This window comes from Pseudomonas sp. 1L-E-NC-VB-C3, from assembly GCF_057291535.1.
In genome coordinates this window covers 334,109-350,305 of record NZ_JBXAWD010000003.1, presented here as the reverse complement: position 1 = coordinate 350,305, position 16,197 = coordinate 334,109, and the positions used below count along the sequence as shown (strand labels likewise).

Sequence of the window (16,197 nt, the reverse complement as noted above, 5' to 3'; positions counted from 1 at the left end):
TTCGAGCTGCAAGTAAACGCACGTTGCGGCGTGCCTGTAGCGTCAAGCTTGAAGCTGGCAGCTTATAACTTGCAGCTCAATCGTGCTATCGGCGAACGACCAGATACAAACCGACCGCGATCATGATTCCGGCGGGCCAGTGCGCCCACTCGGTCAACGGACCACCCGCTGCGAGGATCGCGCCGCCGGCCAGATGCGCGCAGCCGAGCAGGCGCAGGAACCAGTCGTCCTTGCGTTTGTGCCACGGCGGCGGAGGGTCTTTGGCGTGGGGTTGCGACATGCGTTCGAGCAGATCGCGGGCCATGTTCGACAGGTGCGGAATCTGCTCCAGCTGGCTCTGCACGTTGCCCAGCAAGGCTTTCGGGCTGACGCGTTCGCGCATCCAGCGCTCGAGAAACGGCTGCGCGGTGTTCCACAGATCCAGATCCGGATACAACTGACGACCGAGGCCTTCGATGTTCAGCAAGGTCTTCTGCAACAGCACCAGTTGCGGCTGCACTTCCATGTTGAAGCGGCGTGCGGTCTGGAACAGGCGCATCAATACCTGGCCAAATGAAATATCTTTTAACGGTTTTTCGAAGATCGGTTCGCACACGGTACGAATCGCCGCTTCGAATTCGTTGAGTTTGGTTTCCGCCGGCACCCAGCCCGAATCGATGTGCAGTTGCGCCACACGACGGTAGTCACGCTTGAAGAAGGCGAACAGGTTGCGCGCCAGATAGTCCTGGTCTTCCGGGGTCAGGCTGCCGACGATGCCGCAGTCGATCGCGATGTATTGCGGGCTCCACGGATTGACGGTGCTGACGAAAATGTTGCCCGGGTGCATGTCGGCGTGGAAGAAGCTGTCGCGGAACACTTGAGTGAAGAAAATCTCCACGCCACGCTCGGCGAGCATTTTCATGTCGGTGCGCTGGTCAGCGAGGGTCGCCAGATCGGTGACCTGGATGCCGTAGATGCGCTCCATGACCAGCACTTTCGGCCGGCACCAGTCCCAATAGACTTGCGGTACATAAAGCAACTGCGAGCCTTCGAAGTTGCGGCGCAACTGGCTGGCGTTGGCCGCCTCGCGCAACAGATCGAGTTCGTCGTAAATGGTTTTTTCGTAGTCCTGCACCACATCGACCGGGTGCAGCAGGCGCGCGTCAGCGGAGAACTTCTCGGCGGCGCGGGCGAGGATGAACAGCCACGCCAGATCCTGCGCGATGATCGGTTTCAGGCCCGGGCGAATGACCTTGACCACGACTTCTTCGCCGCTTTTGAGCTGCGCCGCATGCACCTGCGCCACCGAGGCCGAGGCCAGCGGGGCGACGTCGAAACGGCTGAACACTTCGCTGATTTTCTTGCCCAGCTGTTCTTCGATCAGCTTGATTGACAGCTGCGAGTCGAACGGCGGCACGCGGTCCTGCAGCAGCATCAGCTCATCGGCGATGTCCTCCGGCAGCAGGTCACGGCGGGTCGAAAGAATCTGCCCGAACTTGATGAAGATCGGCCCCAGATCCTGCAACGCCAGACGCAAGCGCGCACCACGGTTGAGTTCCAGCGGCTTGCGCGGCAGCCAGCGCCACGGCAGCAAAAAGCGCACGGCCAGAAGGAACCAGGGCAGCGGCAGATCGAACAGCAGGTCATCGAGGCGGTAGCGGATCACGACGCGCTGGATGCGCAACAGACGGCGGACGGCAAGCAGCTTCATGCGTTATCGCTTGGGTCGAGGGATCGGGAAAGGCGCTCGAAACGCGCCTCGAGTCGTTCCAGATCGAGTTTGATCCGGTCCAGTTCGCTGAATCGCGCTTCGGCTTCACGCTGCCCGACAAGGGTGCGTGATTCTTCGGCGAGGTATTCGGCAAGATTCTGGTTGAGGCTGGCAAATCCTTGTTGATACCAGCGCGCGCGGCTGCGCAGATGGCCGCCGAGCAATTGCGTGGCGACCGGACCGAGCCAGCGCGAGAGTTCGTACTCCCAGTCCAGCTCAAGATCCTGCAGTACGCCGGCCAGCTCCAGCAGCACGCCGCTGTCGCCATCGAGCTCGACTTCCGGGGCGTGCAGCACGGCGGTCTTGTCCTTGCTCAGGGCCAGTTTCACCAGGCTCGAGGCCGGTGCGCGCAACGTGCAATCGACATCCGCTGCCCACTGCGAGGCGAGCATCAAGCCTTCGTCGCTGGGCAGGATGAACAGTTGCAGCGCCGGGTTGCGGCAGTCGACGGCAATCACCTTGCCGGTCAGATGCGCCAGGCGCGGCAGCGCCGTGCTGTCGAGACGCAGCACCCGGTTGAGGCCGAGTTCGACGCTGGCGAGCAGCCCGGTGAGCAACATCAGGGTTTGATGCCGCGGTGCAGGGCGACGATGCCTGCGGTCATGTTGTGATAGGTCACGCGGTCGAAACCGGCCTCGACCATCATCGACTTCAGGGTTTCCTGATTCGGGTGCATGCGGATCGATTCGGCCAGGTAGCGATAGCTTTCCGAGTCATTGGTGATCAGCTTGCCCATCAGCGGCATGAAGGCGAACGAGTAGGCGTCGTAGGCTTTGGACATCAGCGCGTTGGTCGGCTTGGAGAATTCCAGCACCAGCAGGCGGCCGCCAGGCTTGAGCACGCGCAGCATCGAACGCAACGCGTCCTCTTTGTGCGTCACGTTGCGCAGGCCGAAGGCGATGGTCACGCAGTCGAAATGGTTGTCCGGGAATGGCAGTTTTTCCGCGTCGGCCTGGACGAATTCGACGTTGCCGGCAACGCCCAGATCGAGCAGACGATCACGGCCGACCTTGAGCATCGACTCGTTGATGTCGGCCAGCACGACCTGGCCGGTCGGGCCGACGAGGTTCGAGAACTTGCGGGTCAGGTCGCCGGTGCCACCAGCGATGTCGAGTACGCGGTTGCCGCTGCGCACGCCGGAAAGCTCGATCGCGAAACGCTTCCACAGACGGTGCATGCCGCCCGACAGAAGGTCGTTCATGAGGTCGTATTTAGCGGCTACGGAATGGAAAACCTCAGCGACTTTTTCCGCTTTCTGGCTTTCCGGAACGTTTTTGAAGCCGAAGTGAGTGGTGGGTTCGGCATCGCTGCCTTTGCGCTGATCAGTCATATCGCTGTCACCAAAAGAGAATGCGCGACATTCTAATCCCCAAGCCATGCTTTGTCTTGGAATGGCTAAAGGTAAGATGGGCAACCTTCGGGACGATTTGCCGCAGATGCGGTCAAGATTCAACGTCAGCCATTCAATCATCAGGAGTCATTCCATGGCCAAAATCAGTGTTGAGCGCGCCCACACCCTGGGTAAGGAAGCCGCCCGCGAAAAGGCCGACAAACTGGCCAAAAAGCTCAACGAACAATACGGCCTGGAGCCGCAGTGGTCGGGCGACACCCTGAACCTCAAGCGCTCCGGCGTGAAAGGCGAAGTGCATGTGGCGGACGATTCGATCAGGGTCGACGTCGAACTGGGCCTGATGATGTCGGCCATGAGCGGCATGATCAAAGCCGAGATCGAGAAAGCCCTCGACAAAGCCCTGGCCTGATTTCCAGATTGAAATCCAGTCCCCTGTGGGAGCGAGCCTGCTCGCGAAAGCGGTGTATCAGTTGACTGAAATGTTGGCTGATATGACGCATTCGCGAGCAGGCTCGCTCCCACATTTGTTTTGTGATGCTCCCGCTGGTTAGGGTGCCCTTTCTAATTTTTCTCCCTACTTTGTGCCTGAGCCCGACACTCGTCCGGCAGTTCCTCAAACCTTCTGCGCGTGAGGTGCACCATGGCCAAAGTCATTTTGAAGAAAAAAATCGACGCTCCGACTTCCACTCTGAGCGACGTCAAATCCTATGCCCGCAAGATCTGGCTGGCAGGCCTGGGCGCCTACACCAAGGTCGGCCAAGAGGGCAGCGAGTACTTTCAAGAACTCGTAGCCGCCGGTCAAACTGTTGAAAAGAAAGGCAAAAAAGCCGTCAGCGAAAAACTCCATGCGGCCAACGCCGAGATCGATGACGCGGCCACTCAGGTCAGCTCGTTCAAGGGTCGCGTTGAAGTTCAGCTCGACAAGGTCGAGAAGGCCTTCGACAACCGTGTGGCCAGCGCCTTGAATCGGATCGGCATTCCGTCTAAACATGACGTTGAGGCACTCTCTGCTAAGCTCGATGAGCTGACGGCATTGCTCGAACGCGTCGCGCGAAAATCTTAAGGAGAACGGGATGGCTGGCAAAAAGAACACCGATAAAGAAAGCAGCTCGTGGGTCGGGAAGGTCGAGTCCTACTCCCGCAAAATCTGGCTGGCTGGTTTAGGCGTGTACTCGAAGATCGACACTGACGGCAGCAAACTCTTCGATGCATTGGTCAAAGACGGCGAGAAAGCCGAGAAGCTCACCAAGACTGCCGTCGGCAAGAAAGTCGAGGACTCGACCTCCTCGGCCAAGTCGCGTATCAGCGGCGTGAAAGATCGCGCACTGGGCAAGTGGGACGAGCTGGAAGGGGCTTTCGACAAGCGCCTGAACAGCGCGATTTCGCGCCTGGGTGTGCCGAGCCGCAATGAGGTCAAGGCGCTCAACGCCAAGGTCGATACGCTGACAAAGCAGATCGAAAAACTCACCGGTCTGAAAGCGCAGCCTGTGGCGGCAAAAACCGCTGCGGCGAAACCTGCCAGTAAAACTGCAGCTGCCAAACCTGCGGCGAAAACCGCAGCCAAGCCACTGACCAAAGCGGCAGCAAAACCGGCTGCGAAAGCTGCGACCAAAACTGCGGCCGCCAAGCCCGCGGCCAAAGCGGCAGCCAAACCGGTTGCCGCCAAGGCCGCTGCCAAACCGGCAACCAAAGCGGCAGCAAAACCTGCGGCTAAAGCTGCAGCGAAACCAGCGGCCAAGCCAGCAGCGAAAACTGCTGCCGCCAAACCCGCTGCGAAGCCTGCGGCCAAACCGGCTGCGGCGAAAAAGCCAGCAGTGAAAAAACCGGCCGCGCCGAAAGCCGCTGCGCCGAAACCGGCTGAGGCGCCATCGACTGCGCCAACAGCTCTGGCCAACGCGGCAAACTCCGCTGCGGCACCCACGGCAGCAGCTACTCCGACTGCGGCATCGACACCGTCGACGCCATCCAGTCAGTCCTGATTTCAGGGCAAATCAAAAACGCCCGGCCTGTGAGGGTCGGGCGTTTTTGTTTGTGCATTCCAAGCGGCCCCTCACCCCAGCCCTCTCCCCAAGGAGAGGGAGCCGACCGAGGTGTCCTGCGTCATACGTCGACCTGAACAAATCGAGTCGATTATCGATTCAAAGAAGCTCGCTCAGGTCGGCGTAGCTCGCGAACATCCCCCAATCAGTCCCCTCTCCCTCCGGGAGAGGGTTAGGGTGAGGGGCTTTTCGGGTCAGTCGTGATCCTCAAGGTATTGCAAGGCCATCCGCTCTGTCGCCACCTTCACCGGCGGCAGCAAATGCGGCGCCACCAGCATCATGATCTGATAAACCACCAACCGAACCTCTCCCTCACGATCAAGAATCCGCTGGTAATCCAGCGAGAACAGCAACGTCATGGTCACCTGCTCCACCAGTTGCCCCAATGCCTGGGTATCGCTGACCAGTTGCCCCGAAGCCTTCAATCGCGCCAGCAACGACGCCAGCGTCCGCTTCAGCGCATTGAGCAGATTGCGAATCCCCTTGGCCAGTTTCGGCAAGCGCCCGGCGAGGTTCGACAGGTCCTGGAACAGGAACCGGTATTGCGCCAGGCGCTCGACGATCAAATGCAGAAACAGCCAGTAATCCTCCGGCGCCAGTTCAACGTCCGGCGGTGGGTCGAGCAGGGGCGCGAGCTCGTGCTGGAAGCGTTCGAACAGGCCGAGAATCAGCGGTTCCTTACCGTGGAAGTGGTAGTAGAGATTGCCCGGGCTGATCCCCATTTCGTTGGCCACCTCCATGGTGGAAACGTTCGGTTCACCCTTTTCGTTGAACAGTTGCAGCGCACATTCGAGGATCCGGTCGCGGGTTTTCATCCAGTCTTCTTAGAAAATTTCGGTTGAGCGTCAGCGCACATGCACATAGGTGCCAGGTGCTGCTTCCATCGGTGGATAGTTCGGATTGCCGAGGGTGGTGCGAGTCTCATTCAGGGCGCCGGAGCGCTGGGCAACCCATTCCAGCCACTGCGGCCACCAGCTGCCGTCGACGTGTTTGGCATCGTAGTACCAGGCACGCGGGTCGCTGCTCAGTTTGGCGTTCTCGACGTAGGCAGCTTTCGGGTTGCTCGGTGGGTTGAGGATGCTCTGCACGTGGCCGCTGTTGGACAGCACGAAACGTCGTTCGCCACCGAGCAGCAGGGTTGAGCGATACACCGCGTCCCACGGCGTGATGTGGTCGTTCATGCCGGCGACGCTGAAGCTGTCGACATTGACCTTCTGCAGATCGATCGGCGTACCGCACACCTCGAGACCGCCAGCGTGGATCAGCGGGTTGTGCTTGAAGAAGTCCAGCAGATCGCCGTGCAGCGCCGCCGGCAGGCGCGTGTTGTCGTTGTTCCAGTAGAGGATGTCGAAGGCTGGCGGCTCCTTGCCCAGCAGGTAGTTGTTGACGAAATAGCTCCAGATCAAATCGTTGGGGCGCATCCAGGCGAAGACCTTGGCCATGTCGCGACCGTCGAGCACGCCTCGCTGGTACGAGCGACGTTTGGCCGCTTCCAGTGTTTGCTCGTCGGCGAACAGCGTGGCCGGGGTTTCGATCTGGCTGTCGAGCAGACTGACCAGGTAAGTCGCGCTGGCGACCCGGCGCAGTTGCCGTTTGGCCTGCAAATGCCCTTGCAGGGCGGCAATGGTCAGGCCGCCGGCGCAGGCGCCCATCAGGTTCACTTCACGCGCGCCGGTAATCGCCCGGCAGATGTTCATCGCTTCTTCGACCGCTTCGACGTAACTCGACAGGCCCCACTCGCGATGGCGCACATCAGGGTTGCGCCAGCTGATCATGAAGGTCTGCAGGCTGTTTTTCAGGGCGTACTGGACGAAGCTGTTCTGCGGGCTCAGATCGAAGATGTAGTACTTGTTGATTTGCGGCGGCACCACCAGCAAGGGCTTGGCGTACTGCTTTTCGCTCATCGATTTGTACTGGATCAACTCGAACATTTCATTGCGGAACACCACAGCCCCAGTGGTGGTCGCTACGGTTTTGCCGACCTCGAACGCCTGCTTGGTCACTTGCCGTGGCAGGCCGTCGTTGTGCAACAGATCATCGAACAGATGGCTCAGGCCACGCACCAGACTCTGCCCGCCGGAATTGAACAGCTCCTTGACCGCCAGCGGATTGAGCAGGGTGTTGGAGGGCGCTACGGCGTCATTGAGCAGAGTGAAAGCGAAGTGCGCACGGGCACGATCTTCAGGGCTCATGTCGCCTTCATCGATCCAGCTCTTGACCTGTTTCTGCCAGGCCAGATACGCCTGCAGGCTGCGCCGGTAGAACGGGTTGAGGCTCCACGCCGGATCGGCGAAGCGGCTGTCTTGCGGATTGGTCGGGTGCAGGGTTTCGCCGAGCAGCACGCGCCCCAACTGCCCGCCAAGCTTCAGCGCGTGCCTGGCGCTGTGCAACGGATTGCGCAAGCCGTGGGCGGCGACGCTGCGCAGTGTCGACAGCAGATCCCTGCCACGCAGACCGGCGATCGCACTTTGGGCGTTGATAAACACGGCGGGGCTGGGCACCACGCCCGTCGCTGGTTTTTCGCGCATGACTCAACACTCCTTCGTCTTCAGGGCAAAAACACACTCACCGAACCAGAACACCATAGACGCTGTTACCGGTTGCTGCCTGCGCGGCGTCCTGCCGCGCGCTTGATTTGGAAAGTGCTGCATAAAGCAGGCCGCCGCGATCAGCCGCCGAGCGGGGTCGGATGCGGGTGCATGACTGCGCGCAGACGCTCCTCTTCGAGAAACTTCATGATGATCGGCGCCACCGCTTCGGCGCGAGTGATCAGGAACAGATGGCCGTCATCGATGATGTGCAACTGCGCGTTGGGAATGCGCCAGGCGAGCATGCGCATGTTGATCAGCGGAATCAGTGGGTCGTCATCGCCGGCCAGCACCAGCGTCGGCTGATGGATCTTGTGCAGCCAGTGGATGCTGGTCCAGCCGAGGCCGGCGAACAGCTGCCAGTAGTAACCGAGCTTGCCCGCCGAGCGCACTTTCGCCGCATGGCTGGCCGCCAGCGTCGGATCGCGGCGGAACGAGCCGCCGTAGATCATCGGCGCGATGCGGATCACATGGGATGGCTGAATGTAGCGGCGCGGGCTGGCCATCATCCACAGCACTTTCGGTTTGCCCGGCACCATCACCGCACCGGCCGCAGTGGCCGCCAGTACCAGTTTCTTGCAGCGCTCGGGATAGTCGTAGGCAAACTGCTGCGCCAGAGCTCCGCCCCACGACACGCCGATCACATTGACCTTACCGTAGTCGAGATAGTCGAGCATCCGCGCCGTCAGTTTGGCCAGGCCGGGGAAGCGATACGGCCGGTTCGGCGTCGACGAGCCGCCGACCCCTGGCACGTCGAAGGCGATCACTTCCAGATCCGGGTCGAGCGCCGCGACAAACGGGAACACCAGCTCCAGGTTGGCGCCGATGCCGTTGAAAATCAGCAGAGGCGTCAAATGAGGCTTGCCGGGACGCACCGCCGTGCGGAGGGTCTGGCCATCCAGATCGACGGTGCGGAATATGAACGGTTGCGGCATGCGTGAGGCCCTGTAGATTTCAAGTCCACCCGTATTCCTGTAGGAGCGGACCTTGTGGTGAGGGGATTTATCCCCGTTCGGCTGCGAAGCAGTCGTGAATCGAGTAGCCGCGGTGCGTCTGACAAATCACGGTTTCAGGATTCGGGGTCGCTTCGCAACCCAACGGGGATAAATCCCCTCGCCACAAGGCCCTCTCCCACAATGGGTGGTGTCAGTTACCGCTCGTGAACATAAGTGCCCGGCGAAGCCTCGCCTGCCGGGTACGCTTTGTTGCCCAATTTCGTCGGGGCCTTTTTCAGGTTGCCCGAGCGCTCGGCCAGCCATGCCTGCCAGTACAGCCACCAGGAATCGGTGTGCTTGGTCGAGTTTTCCTGCCAGTCATCGGCAGTCGCCGCCATCTCTTCGCTGGTCATGTAACGCGATTTCGGATTGCCCGGCGGGTTGAGGATGCTTTGGATATGGCCGCTGCTCGACAGCACGAATTCAACTTTACCGCCGAACAGTTGCGCCGACTTGTAGCAGGACTTCCACGGCGTGATGTGATCGTTGGTGCCGGCCAGCGAGAAGATGTCGGCGGTGACCTGCTTGAGGTCGATCGGCGTGCCGCACACTTCCAGTGCATTGGGGCGGATCAGTGGATTGTTTTTGAACATCTCGATCAGGTCGCCGTGGAACGCAGCGGGCAGGCGGGTGGTGTCGTTGTTCCAGAACAGAATGTCGAACACTGGCGGCTCATTGCCGAGCAGGTAGTTGTTGACCCAGTAGTTCCAGATCAGATCGTTGGGGCGCATCCAGGCGAAGACCTTGGCCATGTCTTTGCCTTCGAGCACGCCGGCCTGGTAGGAGTGGCGCTTGGCGGTCTCCAGAGTCTGCTCATCGACGAACAGGGCGACGTCGCTGTCCAGGGTGGTGTCGAGCACGCTGACCAGCAGGGTGAGGGCGTTGACCTTGTTCTCGCCGAGGGCGGCGTAGTGGCCGAGCAGGGCGGTGCAGGTGATGCCGCCGGAGCAGGCGCCGAGCATGTTCACATCTTTGCTGCCGGTGATCGCCGTGACCACATCGACGGCTTCTTTCAGCGCTTCGATGTAGGTAGACAGGCCCCACTCGCGCTGGGCCTTGGTCGGGTTGCGCCAGCTGATGATGAAGGTCGGCACGTTGTTGCGCAGGCAGAAGCGCGCCAGGCTCTTGTCCGGGCTCAAGTCGAAGACGTAGAACTTGTTGATCTGCGGCGGCACTACCAGCAGCGGGCGTTCGTGGACCTGCTCGGTGATCGGCCGGTACTGGATCAGCTCCAGCACATCATTGCGGAACACCACCGCGCCTTCGGTGACGCCGAGGCTCTTGCCGACTTCGAACGCGCCCATGTTGACCTGGCTCGGCATGCCGCCGTTGTGCACCAGATCCTTGGCCAGATGCGAGAGGCCATCGAGCAGGCTTTTGCCGCCGGTTTCGAAGAAGCGTTTGACCGCCGCCGGGTTGGCCGCCGTGTTGGTCGGCGCCATGGCTTCGGTCATCAGGTTGATGACGAAATGCCCGCGAGCGATGTCCTTGGGGGACAGGCTGCTGTCATCGATCCAGGCATGCAGTTCCTTGCGCCAGGCCAGGTAGGTTTGCAGATAACGTTTGTACAGCGGGTTCTGGCTCCACGCCGGGTCGGCGAAACGGCGGTCGTCACCGGCCGGTTGCAGCGCGGATTTACCCAGCAGCACGTTCTTCAGCTCGAGGCCGAAATGGGTCACGTGCCTGACGCTGTGAATCGGTTGTCTGATGGCCTGTTTCAGCACCATTCGAGCAGAGGCCAGCAGATCCTTTCCGCGCAGCCCGACGACGGGGTTAAGCCCCAGAGTGTTTTCCGAGGCTTGGTACTTCAGGTCATCGTTATTCTTGTCACTCATCTACGACGCTCCATTGTCCTGAGACGAGTACCCGGTTTCACGCTGTCGCTTCCACAGCCAATGCCGGGTACTACTGCTCGGGTGACCGTTGATTCTGCATAGCTGCTTTACAGTCGTAGAGCACTGCAGGGAACTTGCCAGCTCCATTGGTTACCCGAGTTTAATTTTTTTCGCAAGCGGCCGATCCGGGGCCATATGCGCGGAGCATTCAAACAGATGAAGTTAGAAAATGCCCTCTAAAGAGCGAGAGCCACGGCCTAGAGCATCAGCTTGACGAACGACTCGTTCGGATCGCGGGATTTCCCGGCAGCGCGCAGCTCGGCAAGATAATCGTCCCAGAGTTCGTTCTGGCGCTTGCCGAGTTCGTAGAGGTATTCCCAAGTGAACAGGCCGCTGTCGTGACCATCGTCGAAGGTCAGTTTCAGTGCATAGTTGCCGGCCGGCTCCAGCTTGCTCAGACCAACGTTGAGCTTGCCGAATTGCAGGATCGGTTTGCCGTGGCCCTGGACCTCGGCGGAGGGAGAGTGCACGCGCAGAAACTCCGCGGGCAGGGTGAATTCCTCGCCGGACGCGTAAGTGAGCGTCAGGGTTTTCGAGGCTTTGTGCAGTTTGATGTCGGTGGGGATTCGATTCATGGGCTGGCGTCCGATGTGTGGGCGACCCTGATTCAAATGTGGGAGCGAGCCTGCTCGCGAAAACGGCGGGTCAGACGGCATTGATACCGCCTGACACGACCTCTTCGCGAGCAGGCTCGCTCCCACAGGGTCCGCTACCGCTGTAAGTATGGCTTACAGGATATAACGGGACAGATCTTCGTTCTGCGCCAATTCGCCGAGGTGGCTGTTGACGTAGTCGGCGTCGATCAGAATCGCCTTGTCATCGTGGGCGCTGGCCAGGTCGCCGGCGCTGAACGACACCTCTTCGAGCAGACGCTCAAGCAGGGTGTGCAGGCGACGGGCACCGATGTTCTCGGTCTTCTCGTTGACCTGCCAGGCGATCTCCGCCAGACGCTTGATGCCCTCGGGCTGGAACTGGATGTTCAGGCCTTCGGTTTTCAGCAGCGCGCAGTATTGCTCGGTGAGCGAGGCGTGCGGTTCGCTGAGGATGCGTTCGAAGTCTTCCGGGCTCAGGGCCTTGAGCTCGACGCGGATCGGCAGACGACCTTGCAGCTCCGGCACCAGATCGCTTGGCTTGCTCAAGTGGAACGCGCCGGAGGCGATGAACAGGATGTGGTCAGTCTTGACCATGCCCAGCTTGGTGTTGACGGTGCAGCCTTCGATCAGCGGCAGCAGGTCGCGCTGTACGCCTTCGCGGGAGACATCGGCGCCGCCGACATTGCCGCGCTTGGCGACCTTGTCGATCTCGTCGATGAAGACGATACCGTGCTGCTCGACCGCTTCCAGCGCCTTGGCCTTCAGTTCTTCTTCGTTGACCAGACGCCCGGCTTCTTCATCGCGCACCAGTTTCAGCGCTTCCTTGACCTTGAGCTTGCGCGACTTCTTCTTGCCCTTGCCCATGTTGGCAAACAGCGATTGCAGCTGGTTGGTCATCTCTTCCATGCCTGGCGGCGTGGCGATCTCGATGCCGGAGACTTCGGCGACTTCGATTTCGATTTCCTTGTCGTCCAGCTGGCCTTCGCGCAGGCGCTTGCGGAACAGCTGACGGGTGTTGGAATCGGAGCTCGGCGCTTCTTCGTTGCTGAAGCCCATGCGTGCTGGCGGCAGCAACGCGTCGAGGATGCGATCCTCGGCGGCGTCTTCGGCCCGGTGACGTACGCGGGTCATTTCCTGTTCGCGGAGCATTTTGATCGCGGCATCGGCCAGATCACGAATGATCGACTCGACGTCACGGCCGACATAACCGACTTCGGTGAATTTGGTCGCTTCGACCTTGATGAACGGCGCATTGGCCAGTTTCGCCAGGCGACGGGCGATCTCGGTTTTACCGACACCGGTCGGGCCGATCATCAGGATGTTCTTCGGGGTCACCTCAACGCGCAGCTCTTCAGGCAGCTGCATGCGGCGCCAGCGGTTGCGCAGGGCAATCGCGACGGCGCGCTTGGCATCGTCCTGGCCGATGATATGGCGGTTGAGTTCGTGGACGATTTCGCGGGGAGTCATGGACATAGTAATTGACGGTCCTCAAGCAGAAACAAGCCGTGGCACAGGGGCCGCAACAGGCTTACTCAGCGAGATCCTGCTCCTCAATGGTCTGGGTGTGGTTGGTGAATACACAGATGTCGCCGGCGATGCCGAGAGCGGTTTCGACGATCTCGCGCGCCGACAGGTCGGTCTTTTTCAGCAGGGCGCTGGCGGCGGCTTGCGCGTAGGCGCCGCCGGAACCCATGGCGATCAGGCCATCTTCGGGTTCGACCACGTCACCGTTGCCGGTGATGATCAGCGAAGCATCCTTGTTGGCGACCGCGAGCATCGCTTCGAGGCGGCTCAGGGAGCGGTCGGTGCGCCATTCTTTGGCGAGTTCGACGGCGGCGCGGATCAGGTGACCCTGATGTTTTTCGAGCTGGCCTTCGAAACGTTCGAACAGGGTGAAGGCGTCGGCGGTGGCACCGGCGAAACCGGCGATGACCTGGCCGTGGTACAGGCGACGGACCTTTTTGGCGTTGCCTTTCATCACGGTGTTGCCGAGAGAAACCTGGCCGTCGCCGCCCATGACGACTTTGCCGTGGCGGCGGACTGAAACGATGGTGGTCAAGGGAAGAGTCTCCACGCAGCGGGGCGAAAATGCCTTATGCCCATTCATATGGGGGTGCTGGAGGGGATTTCAACCGGCAGGGACGATGGGAGACGAATGGTGTGTGTGATGACTGTGGCGAGGGGATTTATCCCCGTTCGGCTGCGGAGCAGTCGCGAAACCATCATTTGCGGTATGCCTGCTGCACCGCAATGGCTGGTTTCAGGGCTGCTCCGCAGCCAAACGGGTATAAATCCCCTCGCCACAAAGTTTGAAGGTCACCTGCAAGTTGCAGCTGACCTCTGAGAGCCTTAGCGGCTCTGGCGTTGTTGTAGCAACAGGTTGCTGAAGCCGGCACCGGCCAGTTGTTTCTGCGCCGTGGTCAGTTGTTCACGGTTGCTGAACGGGCCGACCAGCACGCGATACCAGGTTTCATCCTTGACCGTGCCGGACTCCACCGACACGGCCTGGCCGAGCAGAATGATCTGCGCGCGAACCTTGTCGGCATCGGTTTCCTTGCGGAACGAACCGGCCTGGAGGAAAAACTTGGTCACTGGCGCGGCCTTGCTCACCGGTGGCGCTGGCGGCGGCGTGATCCCCGCCAGAGCTGCCTGTGCCCGTGCGGTGTCGATCTTCGCCGCTTCGGCCGGGGTTACCGGCGTGGTCGGGACGGCCGGCACTTGCGGCGTCGGCAGGGTCTTTTCCGGCACCGCGTCCGGCGGCACGATCACTTCCGATTCCGGCAGCAAGGTGTAGAAGTCGTACTTCGGTTTCACCGGTTGCGTCGGGCTCGGCGGGGTCTTGTTGGCCTCGGCGATCTTCGACGCTTTCTGCTGCTGTTCGACTTTCTCGCGCTTGACCGTGTCGCTGCCCTTGCCCGGTTCCAGTTTCATCAGAAACACGATGAAGGCGCCGACGGTCAGGCCGATGGCCATCCACAGCCAGCCCGGAATCGGTTGTTTCGCCGGGGCCTGATAGCGGCTGGCGCCGCGTTTGGGTGCAGGTTTTTTCTTGGCAGCCAACTTACATACGCTCCAGAGTTTCCAGACCCAACAGCTCCAGGCCTTGCTTGAGGGTGCGACCGGTCAGTGCGGCCAGACGCAGACGGCTCTGCATCTGTGCCGGGGTGTCGGCGGCGAGGATCGGGCAGTTCTCGTAAAAGCTGGAGAACAGGCCGGCGACGTCGTACAGGTAAGTGCAGAGAATGTGCGGCGTGCCTTTTTCAGCCACGTTGTTCAGCACTTCGCCGAACTGCGCCAGCTTCGCCGCCAGCTCCTGCTCGTGCGCCGCTTCGAGGACGATCTGGCCGTCGACTTCGCTGAAGTCCTTGCCCAGTTTGCGGAACACACCGGCCACACGGGTGTAGGCGTACAGCAGATACGGCGCGGTGTTGCCTTCGAAATTGAGCATCAGGTCGAAGTTGAAGCTGTAGTCGCTGGTGCGATGCTTGGACAGGTCGGCGTATTTCACCGCGCCGATGCCGACGACCTTGGCGATGTTGCGCAACTCGTCTTCGGCCAGGGTCGGGTTCTTCTCTTTCACCAGGTTGTAGGCACGTTCCTGGGCTTCGGTCAGCAGGTCGATCAGCTTCACGGTGCCGCCATCACGGGTCTTGAACGGACGGCCATCGGCGCCGTTCATGGTGCCGAACCCCATGTGCTCCATTTCCATGGGATGGGTGACGAAACCGGCCTTGCGCGCCACCGCGAACACTTGCTGGAAGTGCAGGGCCTGACGCTGGTCGACGAAATACAGCGCGCGATCAGCCTTGAGCTTGCCGCTGCGGTAGCGCACGGCCGCCAGGTCAGTGGTGGCGTACAGGTAACCGCCGTCGGCCTTGACGATGATCACCGGCAGCGGGTCGCCATCGGCGTTCTTGAACTCGTCGAGGAACACGCACTGGGCGCCGTTGCTCTCGACCAGCATGCCCGCTGCTTTCAGGTCGTTGACCACGTTGATCAGGTCGTCGTTGTAGGCGCTTTCGCCCATCACGTCGGCCATGGTCAGTTTGACGTTGAGCAGTTCGTAGATCTTCTGGCAGTGCGACAGCGAGATGTCCTTGAACTTGATCCACAGCGCCAGGCATTCGGCATCGCCAGCCTGCAACTTGACCACCAGGCCACGGGCGCGGTCGGCGAACTCTTCGGACTCGTCGAAACGCTGCTTGGCCGCACGGTAGAAGTTTTCCAGATCGGACAATTCGTCGCTGGTGATCGGGTTTTCCTGCAGGTACGCCATCAACATGCCGAACTGGGTGCCCCAGTCGCCGACGTGGTTCTGGCGGATCACTTCGTCGCCGAGGAACTCAAGCACGCGGGCCACGCCGTCGCCGATGATGGTCGAGCGCAAGTGGCCGACGTGCATCTCTTTGGCCAGGTTCGGCGCCGACAGATCGACCACGGTGCGCTGCGCCGGGCCGGCCTTGCGCACGCCGACATGGGCGTCGGCCAGTGCGGCGTCGAGGCGCGAGGCCAGTGCCTGGGTGTTCTGGAAGAAATTGATGAAGCCCGGGCCGGCGATTTCGGCCTTGGTGACGTTCTCGTCAGCGGGCAGGGCGGCGATGATTTTCTCCGCCAGATCCCGTGGCTTCATGCCGGCCGGCTTGGCCAGCATCATGGCGATGTTGCTGGCGAAGTCGCCGTGGGTCTTGTCGCGGGCGTTCTCCACCTGGATCGCCGGCGTCAGGCCTTCAGGCAACACACCTTCGTTGACGAGTTGGGTGAGGGCTTGCTGGATCAGCTGGCGAATGGTGTCTTTCATGGTCTTCTCTTTCGACCGCAAGCGCGGCGGGCGCATCGATGCGCGGGTGGAAAAACTGGGCATTATCCGTTGCGAAGACGGGCTTGCCAACCTTAGCAGGCAGCTTATGGATATGTGGTGAGAAAAAGTCCGCTTTCGCGAGCAGGCTCGCTCCCACAAGGTTTTGCGCAGGACACACAAGGTATGTA

The 16,197-nt window shown here is 60.8% G+C and carries 16 protein-coding genes; 4 read left to right on the top strand and 12 right to left on the bottom strand.

The window, feature by feature from the left end; all coding sequences use genetic code 11:
* Window positions 1–85 precede the first annotated feature (85 nt).
* Genes ubiB through ubiE form a run of 3 tightly spaced genes read right to left on the bottom strand, consistent with a single transcriptional unit; the run spans window position 86 to window position 3,080 of the window.
* Window positions 86–1,690: a ubiquinone biosynthesis regulatory protein kinase UbiB gene (gene ubiB, locus AC0Z5Z_RS07100; RefSeq protein ID WP_056787303.1), complete on the bottom strand. Its 1,605-nt coding sequence runs from the start codon at window positions 1,688–1,690 to the stop codon at window positions 86–88.
* Entirely contained in the window at window positions 1,687–2,310 is a 624-nt protein-coding gene (locus tag AC0Z5Z_RS07095) for a ubiquinone biosynthesis accessory factor UbiJ (RefSeq protein ID WP_122508488.1), read from the bottom strand. Before AC0Z5Z_RS07095 ends, ubiB begins: the two co-directional genes overlap by 4 nt.
* Complete coding sequence (gene ubiE, locus AC0Z5Z_RS07090; protein WP_016772069.1) at window positions 2,310–3,080, bottom strand: bifunctional demethylmenaquinone methyltransferase/2-methoxy-6-polyprenyl-1,4-benzoquinol methylase UbiE; 771 nt, start codon at window positions 3,078–3,080, stop codon at window positions 2,310–2,312. The genes AC0Z5Z_RS07095 and ubiE overlap by 1 nt, the downstream gene beginning before the upstream one ends.
* A 154-nt stretch (window positions 3,081–3,234) precedes the next feature.
* Here ubiE and AC0Z5Z_RS07085 point away from each other — a divergent pair, with 154 nt between their 5' ends.
* From AC0Z5Z_RS07085 to AC0Z5Z_RS07075, 3 genes are all read left to right on the top strand, one after another.
* Window positions 3,235–3,510: a polyhydroxyalkanoic acid system family protein gene (locus AC0Z5Z_RS07085; protein ID WP_056787308.1), complete on the top strand. Its 276-nt coding sequence runs from the start codon at window positions 3,235–3,237 to the stop codon at window positions 3,508–3,510.
* 231 nt (window positions 3,511–3,741) lie between these two features.
* Window positions 3,742–4,164: a phasin family protein gene (locus tag AC0Z5Z_RS07080; protein WP_076565216.1), complete on the top strand. Its 423-nt coding sequence runs from the start codon at window positions 3,742–3,744 to the stop codon at window positions 4,162–4,164.
* Window positions 4,165–4,174: 10 nt separating this feature from the next.
* Entirely contained in the window at window positions 4,175–5,080 is a 906-nt protein-coding gene (locus AC0Z5Z_RS07075; protein ID WP_217851073.1) for a phasin family protein, read from the top strand.
* Between the two features lie 254 nt (window positions 5,081–5,334).
* Here the strand turns inward: AC0Z5Z_RS07075 and AC0Z5Z_RS07070 are convergent, their stop codons facing one another.
* The 9 genes from AC0Z5Z_RS07070 to argS all read right to left on the bottom strand — a co-directional run bounded on the left by AC0Z5Z_RS07070 (window position 5,335) and on the right by argS (window position 16,009).
* Complete coding sequence (locus AC0Z5Z_RS07070) at window positions 5,335–5,955, bottom strand: TetR/AcrR family transcriptional regulator (protein ID WP_024011259.1); 621 nt, start codon at window positions 5,953–5,955, stop codon at window positions 5,335–5,337.
* A 30-nt stretch (window positions 5,956–5,985) separates the two neighbouring features.
* Window positions 5,986–7,668: a class II poly(R)-hydroxyalkanoic acid synthase gene (gene phaC, locus AC0Z5Z_RS07065; RefSeq protein ID WP_095181035.1), complete on the bottom strand. Its 1,683-nt coding sequence runs from the start codon at window positions 7,666–7,668 to the stop codon at window positions 5,986–5,988.
* Window positions 7,669–7,808: 140 nt separating this feature from the next.
* Window positions 7,809–8,663, bottom strand: a complete 855-nt coding sequence (phaZ, locus tag AC0Z5Z_RS07060; RefSeq protein ID WP_076565220.1) for a poly(3-hydroxyalkanoate) depolymerase — start codon at window positions 8,661–8,663, stop codon at window positions 7,809–7,811.
* 215 nt (window positions 8,664–8,878) lie between these two features.
* Window positions 8,879–10,558, bottom strand: a complete 1,680-nt coding sequence (gene phaC / locus AC0Z5Z_RS07055) for a class II poly(R)-hydroxyalkanoic acid synthase (RefSeq protein ID WP_041477559.1) — start codon at window positions 10,556–10,558, stop codon at window positions 8,879–8,881.
* Between the two features lie 257 nt (window positions 10,559–10,815).
* Window positions 10,816–11,193: a gamma-butyrobetaine hydroxylase family protein gene (locus tag AC0Z5Z_RS07050; RefSeq protein WP_133337328.1), complete on the bottom strand. Its 378-nt coding sequence runs from the start codon at window positions 11,191–11,193 to the stop codon at window positions 10,816–10,818.
* 153 nt (window positions 11,194–11,346) lie between these two features.
* Window positions 11,347–12,684: an ATP-dependent protease ATPase subunit HslU gene (gene hslU, locus AC0Z5Z_RS07045; RefSeq protein WP_016772060.1), complete on the bottom strand. Its 1,338-nt coding sequence runs from the start codon at window positions 12,682–12,684 to the stop codon at window positions 11,347–11,349.
* 55 nt (window positions 12,685–12,739) lie between these two features.
* Window positions 12,740–13,270, bottom strand: coding sequence for an ATP-dependent protease subunit HslV (hslV, locus tag AC0Z5Z_RS07040; protein ID WP_007968352.1), 531 nt, complete (start codon window positions 13,268–13,270; stop codon window positions 12,740–12,742).
* A gap of 290 nt (window positions 13,271–13,560) precedes the next feature.
* Complete coding sequence (locus tag AC0Z5Z_RS07035) at window positions 13,561–14,271, bottom strand: SPOR domain-containing protein (protein ID WP_076565226.1); 711 nt, start codon at window positions 14,269–14,271, stop codon at window positions 13,561–13,563.
* A gap of 1 nt (window position 14,272) precedes the next feature.
* Window positions 14,273–16,009: an arginine--tRNA ligase gene (gene argS, locus AC0Z5Z_RS07030; RefSeq protein ID WP_305382031.1), complete on the bottom strand. Its 1,737-nt coding sequence runs from the start codon at window positions 16,007–16,009 to the stop codon at window positions 14,273–14,275.
* Here argS and AC0Z5Z_RS07025 point away from each other — a divergent pair.
* Window positions 16,008–16,130 (top strand): hypothetical protein, encoded by a 123-nt coding sequence (locus AC0Z5Z_RS07025; protein ID WP_256579857.1) that lies wholly within the window; start codon window positions 16,008–16,010, stop codon window positions 16,128–16,130. The two genes, argS and AC0Z5Z_RS07025, sit on opposite strands and share 2 nt — an antisense overlap.
* Window positions 16,131–16,197: the final 67 nt, after the last annotated feature.